Source organism: Nocardia aurantiaca, from assembly GCF_009708175.1.
GTDB lineage: Bacteria > Actinomycetota > Actinomycetes > Mycobacteriales > Mycobacteriaceae > Nocardia > Nocardia aurantiaca.
Genome location: NZ_WMBB01000011.1, coordinates 14,237 through 32,812, shown reverse-complemented (window position 1 = coordinate 32,812; position 18,576 = coordinate 14,237). Strand labels below are relative to the sequence as shown.

Genomic DNA, 18,576 nt, shown 5'->3' with positions numbered 1-18,576 from the left:
GATGAAACGCAGACTGCTCATCTGCGGCGCGCTCACGCTGGTGGTGCTGGCCCTGATCTCCGTCGGGCTGTACACCCTCATGAACTCGCGCACCTACCAGGTGGCGGGCCGCATCGTGTCGCGTGTCGACACCACGGACAGGGTCGTCGCCCTGACCCTCGACGACGGTCCCGGCGAGCGCACCCCGGAGATTCTGAAAACCCTTGCCGACGCGGGTATTCCGGCCACTTTCTATCTGATCGGCAGCGAACTGGCCGCCCATCCCGACCAGGGCCGGGCCATCGCCGCCTCCGGCAACGAGATCGGCAATCACACCTACCACCACGAGCGCATGGTCTTCGTGACCCCGGGCTTCGTGCGCGACGAAGTCGAGCGCACCGACGCCGAGATCGCGAAAACCGGCTACCAGGGCCCGATCACCTTCCGCCCGCCCAATGGCAAGAAACTCTTCGCCTTGCCCCGGTACCTGTCCCGCCACGATCGCACCACGGTCACCTGGGACGTCGAACCCGATTCCGGCAAGGCGCCCACCACCGACCAGATTGTTACGGAGACTATTTCGACGGTGCGCCCGGGCTCGATCATCCTGCTGCACACCATGTATGCGAGCGGCGCGCCGTCCCTGGCCGCTATTCCCCGCATCGCCCGGGCACTGAAGGAGCAGGGCTACCGCTTCGTCACGGTGTCCGAGCTGCTCGCGCGCTAGCGGTCAGGCCGCGTCGCCGGGTCCGGTGATGCCGCGCCGGATCTCACCGGGCGTGTGCTCCTCCCGCAGCGTGGCCCGCGCGTGCGAGGACCGCAGCTGCCACGGCACGCTGGTCACCATCACGCCCGGCTCGAACAGCAGCCGTGCCTTCAGCCGCAGCGAACTCTGGTTGTGCAGCAGGTTCTCCCACCAGCGCCCGACCACGTACTCGGGAATGAACACGCTCACCACATCGCGGGGCCGCGACTTGCGTTGGCGCTTGATCTCTTGCAGCACCGGCCGGGTGATCTCGCGATACGGCGACTCGATGACTTTCAGCGGAATTCCGACCTGGTTGGAGTCCCAGTCCTGGGCGAGGTGGCGGGTGTCGGCGTCGTCCACGTTCACCGTCACCGCGGTCAGGGTGTCGGGCCTGGTGGCGCGCGCGAACTGCACTGCGCGCTGGGTCGCCTTGTGCCAGCCCGACACCAGCACCAGCGCGTGCACCCGCCCCGGCAGGGTCTCCAGATCGTCCGGGTCGATGGCCAGTTCCGCTCGCACCGACGAGTAGTGCCGGTGGATCAGCCACATGACCGCCACCAGCACCGGCATGGCGATGACCACCAGGTACGCGCCATGGGTGAACTTGGTGATCATGACCACCACCAGCACCACGCCCGTGAAGCAGGCGCCGAAGGCATTGATGAAGCGCGCCCGGTGGATTCGCAGGCGCTCGGCCCGGCTCTCGACCGTGCGCAGTTCCTTGTTCCAGTGCTTGACCATGCCCGTCTGGCACAGCGTGAATGAGGTGAACACGCCCATGATGTAGAGCTGGATGAGCCGCGTGGTGGACCCGTCGAAGGCGTAGATGAGCCCGCCCGCCACCAGCGCCAGCAGGAGGATGCCATTGGAGAAGGCCAGCCGGTCGCCGCGGGTGTGCAGCTGCCGCGGCATATAACGGTGCTGCGCGAGGATCGAATTCAGCAGGGGGAAGCCGTTGTAGGCGGTATTGGCGGCGAGGATCAGGATCAGCGCCGTGGTCACCATCAGGTAGTAGAAGGCGATGCTGTGTCCGCCGAACACCGCCGCCGAGATCTGCGCGATGACGGTCTTCTGGGCGTCGGTGTGGCAGTCGCCTTCGAATCCGATGAGATCGCAGGTGTTCTCGACCACCCGGGTCTTGGTGATCATGGCCAACGCCGTCACCCCGGAGAACATGGCGATGGCGATGATGCCCATGGCGGTCATGGTGCGGGCGGCATTGAGCGCCTTGGGTTTGCGGAACGCGGGCACCCCATTGGATATTGCCTCGGCTCCGGTGAGTGCCGTGCAACCGGAGGAGAATGCTCGCAGCAGCAGGAACGCCACGGCCGCGGTCGAGAGCCCGACCTGCTCGGCGTGGATCTGATAGTGCGCGCTCTCGGCCACCGGCGTGTGTCCCAGCAGGGTCTGGCCCAGTCCCACCACGATGAGCACGAACACCCCGAGGACGAATCCATAGGTGGGAATCGCGAATGCGCGCCCGGATTCGCGCACGCCGCGCAGATTCATGGCGGTCAGGAAAACGATGAATGCGAGATTGATGGCCACCCGATACGGATTGAGATCGGGAATGGCGGAAATGATGTTGTCCACTCCGGCCGCCACCGAGACTGCGACGGTCATGACGTAGTCGACCAGCAGGGCCGCGGCCACCACCAGGCCGGGCATGGCCCCCAGATTCTCGGCCACCACCTCGTAGGAACCGCCCCCCGACGGATACGCCTGCACCACCTGCCGATACGACAGCGCCACCACCGCCAGCAGCACCACCACGCCGCCGGCCACCACCGGCGTCAGATGCAGGTACGCCAGCCCGCCCAGGGTCAGGATGAGCAGGATCTCCTGCGTGGCGTAGGCGACCGACGACAGTGGGTCACTGGCGAAAATGGGCAGTGCGAGCCGTTTCGGCAGTAATGTCTCGCCGAGCCGATCGCTGCGAAACGGACGCCCGAGCACCAGTCGTTTGGCTACGTCGATCGGGGAAACCACGCTGGGGAGCCTAGGGCGCGAAGCCGGATGAATCGGACCTTCATGCTGTATGGATTTCGTAAATATACCGAACCGTTCGCTTCTTCCTGCTACCTGCGAGACTTGTGCGGTTGATCCAACAACCACCTAGACTGTCTGGGACGTAAACAAGGTTGTGGAGAGGTGACACGATGGGAGACCGGACGGTCGTCGCCGACGTTGCCGACGAGTTGGCGCGTCGCGTGGCATCCGGGGAGTACCAGCCCGGTGGTCTGATGCCGTCCGTCCGCCAGGTCGCCGACGAATTCGACCTGAATCGTGCGACGGCGCAATTGATTCTGGGCAGGCTGGAATCCTATGGATTCGTCGACGCGCACCGCGGCAAGGGATTCGTCATCCGGGACGTGCGCGCCGAGGGCGGGGTCGACGTGTACCGGCGGCTGTTCCGGCTGTCCATGCCTGAACCGGAAATCGCCGCAGAGATGTTCGGCAATATCGTCGACGAGGAACGCGGCATCGCGCTCGAGGCGCTGCTCGCCTACACCGGCAGTGAGCGCGCCCTCGATCCGGCGGTCCTCAAGGCCGAGATCGATGAACTGGAAACCCTTGCCCGCGGCGCGGACCCGGATCCCTGCCGGATGCTGAGCATCGAGCTCGGGCTGCTGCGCCGGCTGCTCACCTCGCTCGGGCACTCCGTGCAGCGCGCGGTGCTCAACTCCATCGGCGACATGGTCCTCGAGGTGCCGGAGGCGGTCGAGTCATACTTCGCGGTGTCGCCGGATTTGCACGTGCTGGTGTGGCGGGCGCTGGTCGCGGTGTGGGAATCCGACGGCGGTCCGAGTCAGGCGCAGCTGGCGTTGTTCGAGGATCTGTTCGGCATGTATCACCGAAAGGTGGTGGCGCGCTTCGAGGAACTGGCCGGCGCTGCGGGGGCCGAGACGGCCGACGAGGTGGCCGCGACGGCCTGAAGAGGCTGGAAAGAACCGATCACGCCCTAAAATCCGACAGGTCGGTTTCGTCTCAGACAACCCCTGTTGGCAGGAATCATTGCCCGATCACGGCATTCATGATGGTGCCCGCGCTCGTCGCCACGATCCCGCCGATGAGCGCGCCCGCCACCTGTTTGGGCGCCTGCACCGCGCCCCCGCTCCACTTCTCCCAGGCGAAGCGGCCGCCCGCATAGGTGATGGCGAGCACTCCGGAGAGCAGGACGAACCAGGTGAAATACCGGACCAGCCGCAGGAGCTTGTCGGCCACCGGCGGGGTCTCCGGCGTGGGGTTGAAGATCTGCGCGTGCTGAAGCTGGGGCAGCAGCTCATGGGCGGCAGTAAGAAACATCTCGGCGTTCTTCCATGTGATGGCATGTATCCATCTCCGGGGTACCCGTCGGACGTGGTGCCGCGCAAGGGAAGTCGCGCATCTGACGGTCATGGCGCGGACGCGCGAAGGCCATTCCGCGCGCCCGGAACGCTCAGTCCACGTCGTTGTCCGCGGACAGATAGGCTATGGCCGCCAAGTACTGTCGGCAGGCGAAGTGTTGGTCGTGCGCGCGCAGGATGGCGCGCGCCTGCCGATAAGTGAGGGTGCCCGGCTCGATCGAGCAATCGCGGGGGATATCGTTCCGAGCCGTGACAGCGGTGGAATGGGCAAGCATCTGTGTCATGGGATGCCTCTGGCCGATTAGTAGGATGGTTCACCGAGTTTAGGGTCTCGGATCGTGCAGATGCAAGCACATCTGCACGCTCGCATGGGCGTCATCCGCCGCTCGCGCAGGGTATCTCACGCGCCAATGTCCGTTGTAGCGGCCGAAATCCGGCGTCACGTGACTTTTCGGGCACGGAGTTCTCGGAGCAACCGGACGAACGGAACTGGCTAGCCGGAATTGTCCGCGTTCCTTCGCAACTTCGCCTGGGCTTTCGCTCGACCAAGATCAAACCTGTTGTGTTGCAAAGGATGTGCCAAGGCCGAGGCATCGATCCCGGGCTATCTGCGTGCTATCGTCGAGCTTGCGGTTGCAACTGTAAGTACACCTGATCGAACATTTGCAAGTACTGGGACCACCGTCTGCGGGCGGTACTGGCAAGGAGTCTGAAATGACGGACATCTCGGCAATCTCGATCGATCGCTCGAACCTGTTGTGGCGCAAGAGCACTTTCAGCAATCCCAGTGGTAACTGCGTGGAGATGGCGCCTCTTGCCGACGGGCAGGTGGCCGTGCGTAACTCCCGCGACCCCGAGGGCTCGCTGATCGTCTACACGCGACCGGAGATCGATGCGTTCCTGCGCGGCGCGAAGAGTGGAGAATTCGACGACCTCGCGCGCTGAGCGGTAGCATTAGCAATCGGCGCGGTGGTTCGCGACAGACGGTTGTGAGTCCACTGCCGGCAAATCGAGCATCGGAGTGGACCCCATGATCGCAGAACCCGTTGCCCACGGTCGGGCGGATTCCGCTGTCGCCGAACGTGGCCCGACTGCACTGCGTATCGCGGTCGGCAGCCAACTGCGAAAGCTGAGGGAGCTCAAGGGCATTACGCGGGAAGCCGCGGGTGATCACATCCGCGGATCCCATGCCAAGATCAGTCGCCTGGAGCTCGGGCGAACCGGATTCAAGGAGCGTGACATCCGGGATCTGTTGGCGCTGTACGGCGTTGACGATCCCGGCGAGCGCGAGCAATTCCTCGAGCTGGTTCGCAAGGCGAATCAGCCGGGATGGTGGCACCGCTACAGCGATCTGCTGCCACCCTGGTTCGAAACCTATCTCGGACTCGAGCACGCGGCGAAATCTATTCGCACCTATGAGGGGCAGCTCGTCCCGGGTCTGTTGCAGACCCCCGACTATGCCCGCTCGGTCGTTGCCCTGGGGCACGACGCGGATGGAGAACGCCGCGTCTCGCTGCGCCGTCGCCGTCAGGAGCTACTGACCCGCGAGGGGGCGCCGAGCTTCTGGGCCGTCCTGGACGAGGCGGTACTACACCGTCCCGTGGGCGGTCCCGGCGTACTGCGCGGCCAGATCGAGCACCTCATTGATATGTCCAGATTGCCCAATGTGACCATCCAGGTGCTGCCCTACGCGGCGGGTGGCCATGCGGCTGCGGGAAGTTCGTTCACCATGCTCCGGTTCGCCGAGCCCGAACTCCCCGACATCGTCTATCTGGAGCAGCTGACCAGCGCCCTGTATCTGGATCGGCGCCAAGATCTGGAGCTCTACCGACAGGTCATGGATCAGCTGAGCGTGCAGGCGGAGCCGCCGGAACGCTCCCGCGATGATCTGGCGAGGATTGCGGCGGAGCTCGACTGAGCTCCGTGCCGGTTCGCGGCGTCGGCCCGGTTCGCAGCGCCGGACCGGACATACGGATAAGGGCCCCTCACGGGGCCCCTATCAGGTGCCGCCAACCTGACGAGTCGGCCTGCGGCACGGCCGGATTCGGACTACTGCCTGATGAAGCTGGAGGCGATACGCCAGAACGCCTCCGGTTGCATGGTGTGCAGATCCCAGTCGTTCACCATGGCATGTGCCGTGGTGACGATCCGCTCGATGTCGAAATCATACCGAGTGGCCGCTCCAGTGGATTCGACCTGGCGGATTACGAAATCGGTTGCCGTCTCACGTGAATAGGTTTGCTCCGGCTGACTTCTGTCGGCAAACCCGAGTCGGCTGAGGTTGATTGGCTGGTTCATTCGAACGCCCCTGATGCCAGGCCGACGGCTAACCGTGGGCGAAGAATCGCCGGTGATTCACCGCTCGGCTCTCTGGTTGTCCCCTTATTGGTGCCTTGCACGAAGAGTCTATGACCGTGCATTGCGCAGATGCAAGCACATCTGCAACATCGAATTCGCAGCGCCAGACCGATTTTCGGGATGCTATGAGTTTGCGATACAAGGGTTGGTGAAGGGTTGCGGTCGAACCGAGCGGAACTTTCCCAGTACTTCCGATCGAAAGTTCTGGCGGGAATGGAATGCTCCGCTTATCCAGGAATTAGCGGAAGATCAAACTCGGCCGTGGCGGGCATCAAACTCGGTCCTGATAGGCGGAGTCCTGCCGCATCGCGGCCTTGACTCGGCGATGTTCGATGATCATGAGGCCGATTCCGAAGCGCAGACAGAGCGCCCCGGCCAGCCCGCACAGCGCGCTCCAGGTGAGTGCGTCGTAGCCCGCAGTTGTCAAAGCCACTGCGAATACGACGATTCCGGCGGCGGCCAGAATCGGTCCGGGGAGATTGCGGCTGTCGTCGGGGGGATTGTGGATGTCGTCGTAGACGGGCGGAGTGACAGACATCGATACTGTCCTTTCTCCGGAGGTAATGCGGAGGCGATAACAACCGGATACCCCGGCCGGCACGAGTGAATCACACGGTTGTAGATCCGTGTTCACAGCGGCCGTCGCTGATGCCCAGATCGTCCAGCAGGCCGAGAAACGCGCACGCGTAGGGCGAGGCCGCCGTTTCGGCCCGCACGAGCCGCCCCAATCGACCTGTTCGCGCAATTCCCGGGCGATGTGCAGCAGACGGGTGAAATCCAGACGGTGTGGATCGGCGACGATGAGTTCATCCACCAGGAAGTCGGCGACGGTCGCCACCGGCGCGGCGGCCGACCCGATGGGCAGCGGCTCGGCCCGCGCCAGCAGTTCGTCGGTGACCGGGCGGTAGTTGGGCCGGAATACCAGATCGACGCGAATATCGCGGTCGTACAGCGTGGTCCGCTCGGTGTCGGCGGTCTGCCGAGATGGCCGCAGTCCCGCGGCAGCGAGCAGGCTCAGCCCGCGCGCCACATCCGTGGGCCGCAGCAGCACGTCCACCTCCGAATGCGGGCCGGCGACGGGACCGCCGCGGGCGTACACGGCGCAGTCGCCGGTGAGGGCGCAGGGAATGTCGTTGTCCTGCAGGATGCGGACGGTGCGGGTGAGGGTGCCGAGCAGCCGGTCGATGGTGCGGACCATACGCGTGGCGTACCCGTGATATCGCGGCCTGATCCGGGACCGCCGCGCGCCGGATCGGGCCCATCCAGCGGGCCCTGGATTGGTGCGGGTTTCCCGGGTGTGTTAGGTCTGGGAAGAAGTGGATTGATCAACCTGAGTGGACGGAGCCGGTGCCGTGGTGGATGTGCCCGCGTATTTCGACGAGGTGGACGGCGGGTTCTTCCCGACGTCGTTCGCGGCCAGCCAATGGTCCTCGGCGCAGGTGGTGGGCCCGGCCCTGACCGGTCTGCTGGCGCGTGAGCTCGAGCGCGGGCACGCCGGCGACGGGTTCGTACCGGTGCGGCTGACCGTGGACCTGTTCAGCGCGGCCCGCTTCGAGCACATCACCACCCCGACCGTGCGGGTGCGCGACGGCAGGCGGATCCGGGTCGCGGATGTCAGCGTGGTGCAGGGCGGCACGGTGGCCGCGCGGGCCACCGCGGTGCTGCTGCAGCCCGCCGAACAGCCGCCGGGGGAGCTGTGGCGCCGGGAGCGGGAGCCGCAGCCGCCGTCGCTGGAGATCGCGCCGCCCTCGGCGCTGCCGCGGACGCCGCTGTTCAACAGTGGGGAGGACTCGCCGGTCTGGAACTCGGTGCCCACCGACCACGAGAACAGCCACCGGAAACGCACCTGGCAGAACCCGATTCGGGTGGTGACCGGCGAGGAGCTGACCCCGTTCGTGCGGGTTGCCGTCGTGGCCGAGGCCACCAGCATGATGACCAACTGGGGTGATAAGGGCATCGGGTTCATCAATACCGATATGACGATGGGCCTGTCCCGGCAGCCCGAGGGCACCGAGATCGGAGTGGAGGCCGACAGCCACTTCAGCGAGCGCGGCCTGGCGGTGGGCGTCGCCACCCTGTTCGACCGGGCCGGTTCCTTCGGCAGCTGCATGGTGACCTCGGTGTCCAATGCCGGACGCCAGATCAGCAATGCACAGCTGGACATGGTGATGCGCCGGAAGATGTGAAACACCGATCTCCGGCTACGACCCGGTCTCGATGTGGCGACGAACCAACAAGTCCGGGGGTGGCGGATCAGAGTGCCCCAGTAGGCTCAGGCGCGCGAGAGATGAGGGGCTGCCCGGACCGTCGACAATTCTGATCGTGAGGGGTGTCGTGCTGCGTCGCGTGCGAAATATCGCCGGTGTCTTGATGATCGGTTGGTGCGCGATCGTCGGTCATGGTGCCGCACCGGCATTCGCGCAGCCACTCGACACCGGAACGGCGCCGATTCCGCCCGGCCCGCCAGGTATCTCGCTGCCTTCGTTGCCGGATATCCAGCGCTGGATCGACGAGGTGATTCCCGCGCCTGTCCTGACACCGGCCCAGGCGGACTCGCCATTGGTCGACGCCGCCGCGCTGACACCGGGTTTGGCGGCACTGCGGGCCGCGGCCATGCCCGCCGCCATCGGTGACTCCTTCGTCGACGACTGGCCCGATGGGCTCGACGCCGTCGATCCGGGCGGCATCGTCTCGGTCCGCGACGTAACCGCCACGGCCGCACCCACCCTGATCGTGCCGGTGCGGCAGGTGCTGCAGCTGAAGTACCGCACCAACGACTCGCACGACGACCCGTCCTACGGCATCGCCAGTCTGATACTGCCCGTGGGCTACTGGACCGGGGCGGGGGAGCGGCCGGTGGTGGTCAACAACCTCCCCATCGACGCCCTGGGCCGCGACTGCAACCCCAGTTACACACTGGCGCACGGGTTCTCCCGGGCCTCCAACTTCACCGGGTACATCCTGCCGACCACTCAACTGGCGCTGCTGCGCGGCTACGCGGTCCTGATCACCGATCACGAAGGCCCGCGCATGGCCTACGCCGAGCCCATCGTGGCCGGGCACGCCGTCCTCGATGCCGTTCGCGCGGTGCGCAATCAGCTGCCGGATGAGCTGGGCGACAGCAAGTTCGGCATGATCGGCTATTCCGGCGGAGCCATCGCCACCAACGGTGCGGTGAAGCTCATGTCGGAGTACGCGCCCGAGCTATCCGACGTGGTGGTCGGTGCGGCCCTGGGCGGCGTGCCCGCCGATTTCAGCCTGCTCGCCCACTCCATGAACGCCAATCTGGCCTCGGGGGTGTTCCTGGGCGCGGTCTTCGGCATCGGCCGTGAGCGGCCCGAAATCCTCGCTCGCATGAACCATCTGGCGCAGTGGGCGGCGGTGTCGGTGCTCAACAGCCAGTGCAGCGAGGTCTTCTCGATACCCGGTGTGCTGCAACTGCCCATCGACATCGCGGCCAATATCCCGGATCCCCTGAACAGTGATCTGGCCCATGAGATCTACGGCATCACGCGCATGGACGGCAAGAAATCGCCTGTGCCGTTGTTCATCTACAACGGTGAACAGGAGTTCTGGGTGCCGGCCGTCGGCGCGAAGAACCTCTACGAGGAGCAATGCTCCCTGGGGGTGCCCGCGGTCTACCGCAGCGTCTTCGGCGAGCACTTCATCGCCGCCGCGACCGGCTTTCCGGAATCCCTGACCTGGCTCGACCAGAGATTGCAGGGCATACCCGCTCCCAACGAATGCTGAACGAGGGCAACCCATTCCTCACACCGGCCGATCACCCTGTCCTCACCGACACTGATGCCGCCGGGACCGCGGAGAAAGGTTGAGTGGCGGAAAGGGCTTCGTACGGGAAGCCCTTTCGGGTCTCGTGAAAGAGGTTCAGCGGAATCCCTGAGTGCCCCGAGAGTCGAAGTTGCTCACATGGGGAACAGGTTGTGCTTGCGCGGGTTGGGCTTGCGCACGGCGTTCTTGTCGCGCAGCAGGCGCAGCGCCTTGCGAATCTCCAGACGGGTGGCCGAGGGCTCGATGACCGCGTCGATGTAGCCCCGCTCGGCCGCCACCCACGGGTTGTCGATGAGCGCGTTGTAGAAGTCCACCATCTGCTTGCGCACGGTCTCGCGCTGCTCCGGCGGGGTGGCGGCGAGGGTCTTCTTCCCGGTGACCGTCACCATGCCGTCCGCGCCGATGACCGCGATGCGGGCGGTCGGCCAGGCCAGGTTGATGTCCGCGCCGAGCTGCTTGCAGCCCATGACCGCGTAGCCGCCGCCGTACGCCTTGCGGGTCACGATGGTGATGATCGGGACCGTGGCCTCGATGAGCGCGCGGAACATGCGGCCGCCGCGCTTGATGACGCCCAGGCGCTCCTCCTCGACACCGGGCAGCACGCCCGGGGTGTCGACGACATAGACGAGCGGGATGTTGAAGGCGTCGCACAGTCGGATGAAGTACGCGCCCTTGTCCGAGCACGCCGCGTCCAGCGCGCCTCCCAGCACCATGGGCTGATTGGCGATCACGCCGACCGGGCGGCCGTCCACGCGGGCGAAGCCGGTGATGAGGTTCTGCGCGGCGCCCTCGCCGATCTCGAGGAACGCGCCGTCGTCGAACAGGCGCAGCAGCACCTCGTGCATGTCGTAGCCCTGGCGATCCGAGTCCGGGATGATCCGGTCCAGTTCGCGATCGGAGTCGGTGAGCTCGGGTTCGAGGCCCGGGTTGACGATCGGAGGCTGTTCGAGGCAGCTGGTCGGCATGTAGCTCAGATACTCGCGCGCCCACTGCAGGGCCGCGGCCTCGGAGTCGGCCACGTGGTGCAGCAGGCCGTTGCGGGCCTGCACCGCCGCGCCGCCCAGCTCCTCGGCGCTGATGTCCTCACCGGTGATGCCCTTGATGACCTCGGGACCGGTGACGAACATGTACGACTTGTCGGTCGCGACGAGCACATCCATATTGACCGGGCCGTATACCGATCCGGCCGCGCACTTGCCGAACATGACCGCGACCATCGGCACGTAGCCCGACAGGTCCTCCTGCAGCCGGCACATGGTGGCGTACCAGGCCAGCGAGGTGACGCCCTCCTGGATGCGAGCGCCGCCGGAGTCGTTGATGACCACCACCGGGCAGGCGTTGTTGTACGCGAACTCCATGGCGATGCGGACCCGGCGGCCGAAGCTCTCGCCGACCGACCCGCCGTGCACGGTCGGGTCGTGGGAAATGACCACGACCGGGCGGCCGTCGATGGTGCCGCGGCCGGTGACCACACCGTCTCCGTAGTAGGCATTGGGCGAGCCGGGCTGGCGCATGAGCGCGCCCATCTCGACGAAGCTGCCCGGGTCCAGCAGCATGGTGACCCGTTCTCGGGCGCTGGCGATGCCCTTGGCAAGTCGCTTCTGGATGCCCTTCTCGCCGGTGGGTTCTTCGGCGATCTCCAGGAGCTTGCGCAGTTCCGCCAGCTTCTCCGCTGTACCCGTCATTACGTAGGTCTTGCCTTTCCACCATCATCGGCCGAGCCCGATCCCGGCCCGCGGCGAGCCGGATCGCGACTCGACCGCCCACGGTACCTCGCGCGTCCCCCTTCTAACCACTGAACGCCCGGGTAACCTGCGCGGCCCCGTACCGTGAAGGTCGCCATGGTCAGCGATACACTGCCGCCTGTGAGTTCACCCATGACTGTGCGGGCGGGGACGCCCGAGGTGATCCGGCCCGACCTCGACACCTTCGGGTTCTCGGAGTGGTGGCGGACCGCCATGGTCGGCGTGGTGCTGGGCGGCTCGGTCATGAGCAGCGTGGTACGCGGCGGCCTGCGTCCCTCCAAGCGCAAGCGCGCCGCGGCCGAGGGCGTGGTGAACGGCTTCGAGACGCTGGGCCCGATGTTCGTGAAGCTGGGCCAGCTCATCGCGTCCTCCCCCGGCGCGTTTCCGCGCGAGCTGGCCGACGCCTGTCTGCGCTGCCTCGACGATGTGCCGCCCTTCCCGTCGGCGGATGCCCGCGCCATCATCGAGGCCGATCTCGGCAAGCCGATCTCGGAGCTGTTCCTGGAGTTCGACGACGAGCCGCTGTCGGCGGCCTCCATCGCGCAGGTGCACGCGTGCGTGCTGGCCGACGGCCGCCCCGCGGTGGTGAAGGTGCAGCGGCCCGAGATCGCCCGGCGCATGATCGTGGATCTGCGCGCGGCCATGCGGCTGGCGCGCGCGCTGGAGAAGCGGTCGGAGAACGCCCGCGTCGCCAATGCCCAGGCGGTGGTGCGGGATCTGTACGAGGCGACGGTCGCCGAATTGAACTTCTTCATCGAGGCCGACAATCAGACCCGCGCCCGCGAGCATCTGTCCGCCTTCGGCGACAACACCAATGTGGCCGTGCCCGAGGTGTATTGGGACTACTGCGCGCCGCGTGTGCTGTGCATGGAGCGCATGCGGGGCATGCCGCTGGACCGCTTCGACGACATTCGCGAGGCCCATCCGGAGCCGGAGCTGCTGATCCGCCGTCTGGTGAAGGCGTGGATGGAATCGGTTGCGGTGCACGGGCTTTTCCACGGCGACGTACACGCCGGCAACCTGTGGCTGCTCGACGACGGCCGGGTCGCCATGCTCGATTTCGGCATTGTGGGCCGCATGGAATCGGAGTGGCGTGACTTCGTGCGCGCGCTGTTCTATGCCAGCTCGATCGACAACGACTTCCGTCCCGTCGCCCGCGCCTTGCGCAAGCTGGATCTGGTCGACGACGACAGCGACGACGCCACCATCGGACGGCAGCTCGCCGTGGCCCTGGGCCCGGTGCTCTCCGGCAGCCTCGACAAGCTCGACCTCGGCGTGGTCTCGGCCCGGCTGCTGGAATTCGGCAAGCGGCGTGGTGCTTCCGGGCCGCAGCAGCTGGTCCTGATGGGCAAGCAGCTCGGCTATTTCGAGCGCTACGCGGTGGCCCTGGCCCCCGGCTGGAAGCTCGGCCGGGACCTGTACCTGTTCCGCAATATCTTCCCGGCCGAGGTGGCTGCCAAGGCCGCCGACGAGGGCGTCACCCTCCCTGCCGACTGACAGCCCACCCGAGTAGCTGCCGTCGGCGGCCTGTCGAGGGCGACCGCCATCGTTCTTCTCACCGCCGCGAACTCCGGCTCCGGCACTGGAAAAGGAGAAGAACGATGACGAACAAGGACGTCCTCGCCGAGATGGTCGCCGGTCGCCTGGACGAGGCCCGCAACCGGACCGAGCAGAGTGCGCGGTCGGCCTCGGTGGCCCGGGCGCGCGCCGGGAATCGCGACCGGGCCGGGCAGGGGTCGAGGAGTTCCGCGCTGAGGCGCGAGCACAGGCGACGCGGATGGTCGCGGACCTGACCACGAAGGCGTGAGCGCCTCGCTGTGAAAGCCTGAGAGAAGAGCCAGGAAACGCTCAGGCTACGACCAGATTCGCCCGGCACCGTGGATGACGGCAACAGTGTCGGGCGAGCGTGTGAGGTGCGGAATGGTCGAAATCGAGGTCACCGGAACCACAGTGACGGTGCGGGTCATCGGCGCTCACCGTCTGCTCGCGCTGCGCGATCACGTGAGCTTCGACCTGTCCCAGATCATCGCTCTCGCGCCGGCGCCGGTGGATCTGCGCCCGCCGTGGGTGCGGGCGCCGGGAACCTTTTTCCCGGGTGTGATCGCCGCGGGCATCTTCCGGGGGAAGGGTCGTAAGGAATTCTGGGATACGCGGTTCGACGGTCGGAGCGTGCTGATCGATCTGGCGGGATCGGATATCACCCGGCTGGTGGTGGATGTCGCCGATCCGCAGGTCGTGCTGCGGCAGCTGTCGTCCGCGCTCGCGGCCTGAGTCGGCGCTGACGGCCAGAATCCAGGGGTAGAGGCGGCTCGTGCCGGAAACCCTTCTCGCTTGGGCTGCGGCACGAGCCGTGTAGTGGGAATGGGTGGGAGCGGGAATTGTCAGGGGGTCGGGCATAGGAATCCGCCGGAGGGCGGCGGGACCGGAATGATCCTTTCCGGTGCGGGAGCTCCGGGGACGACTCCGGCGGGGGCGTTGGGAGCGGCGGCTCCGGGAGCCCCGGGTGGCGTTCCGATGTCACCGGAACCCCATGCCGCGGAGGGGTTCATCGTGAATACCGCGGCACAAACGAATGCACCGACGAGCAGGCCGATGGCTTTCTTTCGTGTCATGGAGTACGACGGTACAACCAGCTCGAGGCAATTTGTGGGAGGTCATGTCGCCCGGGAATGTCGCGGACCTCATGTGTTGAACACCGCGAATTCTGCTGTGGCGCAATAAGACCAATCGGTCGAAAAGTATCATTTTCGGATATGACCGTGTTGGGCTGTGTCAGCGCACGTTTCGATGACGAAACGGCGTGTCTGCGGAGGATTTGCCCGACTCTGTTGTTCACTGCCCGGAACCATATGATCGGGAGGTGGTTCAATGACCGCGGGGCCGGGTTCGAGAATCGTTGCGGCGGCAGCGCTCATGCTGGCTGTTTCCGCCGTGGTGACGGTCAATGCGCCGCTGGGCGCCGGCGCCGGAACGTGCGGCGCGGGCCTCGGGGACTTTCGCGGTGAGTTCGCCGCGGTGGAGGATGCCTCGAATACGTTGAGTTTCGACGGCGCGGGCGGCATCGCGTTCCGCAGCGCCCGGTTCGGCCGCGGCGAGGGGATCTACGCGGTCATTCCGTCCGGCGGGTTCTACGCCACCTTGCGTATGACCGACAGCGGCGAGGACAGCGCGCGGCCGGATAATGCGACGGCGATGGTGAAGAGCACGAGCTTCCAGTGCCCGGCGCCCGGAACCATCGTCGGGACTTTCATCTCATTGGACCAGAGCAGCAGGAAATTCAACTATGCCCGGACGCAATGAAAACCGTGTGTCCCACGGCGGAATGCGCGAAACGCGGAATCCGCCGACGCCTCCGACAGGAGTGTGGTGCGGTAACTGATCGGTTACGGCAGCCCGCGAGATCTTTTGCGTCAGCAGTCATTTCGAAGCTGACGCCTTGATGTTCTGCGGCAGTGTCGAAGTCCGGCGTGCTCATTATTGCCAGACAGAGCGGACCGGACGGGACGCGAACCCGGCGACGTACTCTACTGCGAAACAGTCGCTCTGCCATTGGAGTCAGCGGCCCCGACCGCGAGGGTCTTCAGGACCGAGAGATCCTTGTCGTTGTCGTTCACATCCGTAGCACGAACAACTATCGCGCGAAGTCGCTTTCCTGATACGCGGTTCTGTTTCCAGATTGCGCGCCAGTGCCTCGGTGTACTGGTCGAAGTAGAACCCGGTCGCATCGTCGCGCAGGAAGAACGTGCCGATCGGTGTGACATGCGGCGAACCGTCCCTATCCACCGAGGCGATGGCACAGTGCCCGGCGCGGGACACGGTGTCGCGGATGCGATCCCAGTTCTGTTCGAGTGTCACGAATGGTCCTGACCGGTTCGTGCGGATGGGGTGATTCGAGCCTGATCGTATTCCTGCAACGCAAGTGAGGGCAGTGTGCCGCAATTGCCGGGACAGCGGCGGGGGTGTGGCGCATGATGGCGACATGGCTTCAGACGCGGCGCGGCGTGCCGTACTCGGAATGGTTTGTGACAGCTTTGCGCCGGGGGACGGGGGTGATCTGCCGGCGGCCTCCGAACTCGGAGTGATCGACACCGTGACCGAGCTGCTCGGGCGCAATCCGCGGGAGACGGAGCGGCGGCAGTTCGAACTGCTCATGCGCGTGTGGGATTCGCGACTGTTCGGGTTGCTCAATGGCGCGGGGTGGCGGAAGTTCTCGCGACTGAGCGCCGAGGAGCGGGAGCGGTGGCTGCTCGGGATGGCCAATTCGCGGATGGAGAAGAAGCGGGCACTGTTCCAGGCATTGAAGGGGGCGGCGGTCACCTCCTACTACCTGACGCCGGGCCCCACCGGGAACAGTCCGGTGTGGCAACGGATCGGGATTCCGCCCGCCTTCGGGCCGGTCGAAGGTGCGAAACGCGGGCTGAGCCCGCAACGACCGGATGCCGACACGACCGTCGTGTGCGATGTGGTCGTCATCGGGTCCGGCGCGGGCGGCGGCACGGCCGCGGCGGTGCTGGCGCAGGCCGGACTCGACGTGGTGGTGCTGGAACGCGGTGAGTACTACGACGACCCGGATTTCGGTCTCGGGGAGAAGGACGGCTTCCTGAAGCTGTACGCCCCTGGCCCGGCCGCCACGGCCGAAGGACAGCTCGGGCTGGTCGCGGGCGCGGCGCTGGGTGGCGGCACGGTGGTCAACTGGACCACCTCCTTCCCTACCCCGGACGATATCCGCGAGGAATGGGCCGGACTGGGGGCGCGGCAGTTCGCCGAGCAGGAGTACACCGACGCCCTCGACGCCGTGATGTCGCGCCTCGGTGTGAACCTCGACCATTCGCCCGTCTCGCACCGCGACGAGATTCTCGAGCGCGGTCTGCGCAAGCTGGACTGGCACGTCGAGCCGCTGCCCCGCAACGTCACCCACTGCGATGCCGGAATCGAATGCGGGCGTTGTGGTTTCGGCTGCCGGATCGGAGCGAAGCAGTCGGTCGTCAAGACCTGGCTGGCGGACGCGGCGGAGGCGGGCGCTCGACTGTTCGTCGGCACCGATGTCCGGCGCATCGTGGTCAGCAATGGCAGCGCCACCGGTGTGGAAGCCGTGACGGCGGAGGGGCATTCGGTGTGGGTGCGCGCCCGCGCGGTGGTGGTCGCCGCCGGAGCCATTCAGACCCCCGCCCTGCTGCGGCGCTCCGGCCTGGCCAACCGCGCGATCGGCGACTTCCTCCGGTTGCATCCGGCCACAGCGGTTTTCGGCGTTTTCGACGAGGACATCCGCCCCTGGGAGGGCGGCCTGCAGACGCGCTACTCCAAGCAGGACCGCGACCTCGACGGGAACGGCTACGGCGTCCTCTACGAGACCGGGCCCATGACCCCGGGAATGTCGGTGGGCTTCCAGGCCTGGACCGGCGCGGCCGCCCACCGCGACCGCATGCTGAAACTGGCCAACACCGTCGCCGTCGGCGTCATCACCCGTGACCGCGACCATGGGTCGGTCGAGACCGATCGCAAGGGTGAAGCGGTGGTGCGCTACCGCGTCTCCGCCCGCGACGCCGTCCACATGCACACCGGAATCGTCAATGCCGCACGCATTCTGGAGGCGGCCGGCGCCGAGCGCATCTTCTCCGGGCACCAGGCCGGAGTCGGCTACGAGCCCGGCGTGAGCGGCTCGCACGCGGAGTTCGCCGCCCAGGCCGCCGCGGCCGGGTACGCGCCGGGCCGGTGCTCGATGGGTGCGCTGCACATCATGGGGTCGGCCCGCATGGGCGGTTCACCCAGGGATTCGGCCACCAATCCCGACGGCGTCACCTGGGATGTCCCGAATATCGTGGTGGCCGACGGCTCCTGCTTCCCGACCGCCTCCGGCGTGAACCCCATGGTCAGCATCGAGGCCATCGCCCACATGAACGCCACCCGGCTCGTGGCCCGGCTGTCCTAGCCCGATCCCGCGGCGCGGCAGGCTATTTCAATGCCGCGCCGAAAGCGCCGACGATCACCCGATGGATCTGGCCGACGGCCCGGTCGATCGGGCCCGTCGGCTGGAACAGATGGCTCAGGGCGAGCCGGACCAGGACCTCGGTCATCGAGGTCAGTTCGTCGTCGTCCATGCCGTTGAGCCCGTACTGGGTTCGGATGGCGGCCGACACCGCGGTGATCGCGCGGCCGAGCACCGGTTCGGTCTCGGTCATCAGCACCGGGAGCAGGGTGGTGTCGGTCGCCGACCGCCCGGCCAGGACGGCTTTGAGCAAGGTGTTGTCCGCGCCCGTCCGCAGCGTGAACTCGACCGCCTGCGTCATTCCCGCTGCCACGTCCGACGGATACGCGGCCAGGCTTTCGGCGATGCCGACCAGGAATTCGTCGACTTCCTGCCGAATCACCACTTCGGCCAGCTCGTGTTTGTTGGCGAACTCCTTGTAGAGCACCGGCCGGCTCACGCCCACCTCTTTGGCCAGCCGCGACATGTTCACCGCGCCCCAGCCCTCGGTGATGACGATGCGTCGCCCGGCCTCGACGATCCGACCGCGCAGCAGTTGCCGCATCTCTGTCTGGAAACTCGGCGCTTCAACCACGTCCCGATGGTACATGAGCTCAACTTTCGTCCCGTCGTTGACAGACTGGA

19 protein-coding genes are annotated in these 18,576 nt (G+C 66.3%); 11 read left to right on the top strand and 8 right to left on the bottom strand.

The genetic code is table 11. From position 1 onward, the window contains the following. The first annotated feature begins 1 nt into the window (after position 1). Positions 2-706, top strand: coding sequence for a polysaccharide deacetylase family protein (locus GLP40_RS23075; RefSeq protein ID WP_154790090.1), 705 nt, complete (start codon positions 2-4; stop codon positions 704-706). A gap of 3 nt (positions 707-709) precedes the next feature. Here GLP40_RS23075 and GLP40_RS23070 read toward each other — a convergent pair whose 3' ends face one another. Then, on the bottom strand, positions 710-2,716 hold the full coding sequence (locus GLP40_RS23070; protein ID WP_328290553.1) for an APC family permease: 2,007 nt from the start codon (positions 2,714-2,716) through the stop codon (positions 710-712). Between the two features lie 170 nt (positions 2,717-2,886). Between GLP40_RS23070 and GLP40_RS23065 the strand changes: the two genes are divergently transcribed. Continuing rightward, positions 2,887-3,663 carry a GntR family transcriptional regulator gene (locus tag GLP40_RS23065; protein WP_154790089.1) on the top strand — a complete coding sequence of 259 codons (777 nt, stop codon included), beginning with the start codon at positions 2,887-2,889 and terminating at the stop codon, positions 3,661-3,663. Between the two features lie 76 nt (positions 3,664-3,739). On the opposite strand, the gene GLP40_RS23060 is transcribed toward GLP40_RS23065, so the two are convergent. Continuing rightward, entirely contained in the window at positions 3,740-4,033 is a 294-nt protein-coding gene (locus tag GLP40_RS23060) for a hypothetical protein (protein ID WP_154790088.1), read from the bottom strand. A gap of 133 nt (positions 4,034-4,166) precedes the next feature. Next, a complete protein-coding gene (locus GLP40_RS23055) occupies positions 4,167-4,358 on the bottom strand; it encodes a hypothetical protein (protein ID WP_230329848.1) in 192 nt (63 codons plus the stop codon). 430 nt (positions 4,359-4,788) lie between these two features. Here GLP40_RS23055 and GLP40_RS23050 point away from each other — a divergent pair, with 430 nt between their 5' ends. After that, entirely contained in the window at positions 4,789-5,019 is a 231-nt protein-coding gene (locus GLP40_RS23050; protein ID WP_154790087.1) for a DUF397 domain-containing protein, read from the top strand. Between the two features lie 85 nt (positions 5,020-5,104). Further along, positions 5,105-5,992 (top strand): helix-turn-helix domain-containing protein, encoded by an 888-nt coding sequence (locus tag GLP40_RS23045; protein ID WP_154790086.1) that lies wholly within the window; start codon positions 5,105-5,107, stop codon positions 5,990-5,992. A gap of 131 nt (positions 5,993-6,123) precedes the next feature. On the opposite strand, the gene GLP40_RS23040 is transcribed toward GLP40_RS23045, so the two are convergent. After that, positions 6,124-6,372 carry a hypothetical protein gene (locus GLP40_RS23040; protein ID WP_154790085.1) on the bottom strand — a complete coding sequence of 83 codons (249 nt, stop codon included), beginning with the start codon at positions 6,370-6,372 and terminating at the stop codon, positions 6,124-6,126. A gap of 331 nt (positions 6,373-6,703) precedes the next feature. Next, entirely contained in the window at positions 6,704-7,630 is a 927-nt protein-coding gene (locus tag GLP40_RS34025) for a hypothetical protein (protein WP_230329847.1), read from the bottom strand. A 136-nt stretch (positions 7,631-7,766) separates the two neighbouring features. On the opposite strand from GLP40_RS34025, the gene GLP40_RS23025 reads away from it, so the two are divergent. Both GLP40_RS23025 and GLP40_RS23020 read left to right on the top strand, forming a co-directional pair. Further along, complete coding sequence (locus tag GLP40_RS23025) at positions 7,767-8,618, top strand: acyl-CoA thioesterase domain-containing protein (protein WP_328290552.1); 852 nt, start codon at positions 7,767-7,769, stop codon at positions 8,616-8,618. 136 nt (positions 8,619-8,754) lie between these two features. Further along, positions 8,755-10,182, top strand: coding sequence for a lipase family protein (locus GLP40_RS23020; protein WP_328290551.1), 1,428 nt, complete (start codon positions 8,755-8,757; stop codon positions 10,180-10,182). 173 nt (positions 10,183-10,355) lie between these two features. Here GLP40_RS23020 and GLP40_RS23015 read toward each other — a convergent pair whose 3' ends face one another. After that, positions 10,356-11,906 carry an acyl-CoA carboxylase subunit beta gene (locus GLP40_RS23015; protein ID WP_154790083.1) on the bottom strand — a complete coding sequence of 517 codons (1,551 nt, stop codon included), beginning with the start codon at positions 11,904-11,906 and terminating at the stop codon, positions 10,356-10,358. A gap of 156 nt (positions 11,907-12,062) precedes the next feature. On the opposite strand from GLP40_RS23015, the gene GLP40_RS23010 reads away from it, so the two are divergent. The 4 genes from GLP40_RS23010 to GLP40_RS22995 all read left to right on the top strand — a co-directional run bounded on the left by GLP40_RS23010 (position 12,063) and on the right by GLP40_RS22995 (position 15,266). Further along, positions 12,063-13,463 carry an ABC1 kinase family protein gene (locus tag GLP40_RS23010; protein WP_154790082.1) on the top strand — a complete coding sequence of 467 codons (1,401 nt, stop codon included), beginning with the start codon at positions 12,063-12,065 and terminating at the stop codon, positions 13,461-13,463. 104 nt (positions 13,464-13,567) lie between these two features. After that, positions 13,568-13,759, top strand: coding sequence for a hypothetical protein (locus tag GLP40_RS23005; RefSeq protein ID WP_154790081.1), 192 nt, complete (start codon positions 13,568-13,570; stop codon positions 13,757-13,759). A 127-nt stretch (positions 13,760-13,886) separates the two neighbouring features. Further along, positions 13,887-14,237: a hypothetical protein gene (locus GLP40_RS23000; protein WP_154790080.1), complete on the top strand. Its 351-nt coding sequence runs from the start codon at positions 13,887-13,889 to the stop codon at positions 14,235-14,237. Positions 14,238-14,834: 597 nt separating this feature from the next. Next, the gene (locus GLP40_RS22995; RefSeq protein ID WP_154790079.1) at positions 14,835-15,266 is read left to right on the top strand and encodes a hypothetical protein; all 432 of its coding nucleotides are present in this window, start codon (positions 14,835-14,837) and stop codon (positions 15,264-15,266) included. Positions 15,267-15,521: 255 nt separating this feature from the next. On the opposite strand, the gene GLP40_RS22990 is transcribed toward GLP40_RS22995, so the two are convergent. Then, a complete protein-coding gene (locus GLP40_RS22990) occupies positions 15,522-15,821 on the bottom strand; it encodes a pyridoxamine 5'-phosphate oxidase family protein (protein WP_328290549.1) in 300 nt (99 codons plus the stop codon). A gap of 124 nt (positions 15,822-15,945) precedes the next feature. Between GLP40_RS22990 and GLP40_RS22985 the strand changes: the two genes are divergently transcribed. Continuing rightward, the gene (locus tag GLP40_RS22985; RefSeq protein ID WP_154790077.1) at positions 15,946-17,895 is read left to right on the top strand and encodes a GMC family oxidoreductase; all 1,950 of its coding nucleotides are present in this window, start codon (positions 15,946-15,948) and stop codon (positions 17,893-17,895) included. A gap of 22 nt (positions 17,896-17,917) precedes the next feature. On the opposite strand, the gene GLP40_RS22980 is transcribed toward GLP40_RS22985, so the two are convergent. Beyond that, the gene (locus GLP40_RS22980; RefSeq protein WP_328290548.1) at positions 17,918-18,526 is read right to left on the bottom strand and encodes a TetR family transcriptional regulator; all 609 of its coding nucleotides are present in this window, start codon (positions 18,524-18,526) and stop codon (positions 17,918-17,920) included. Between the last annotated feature and the right edge of the window lie 50 nt (positions 18,527-18,576).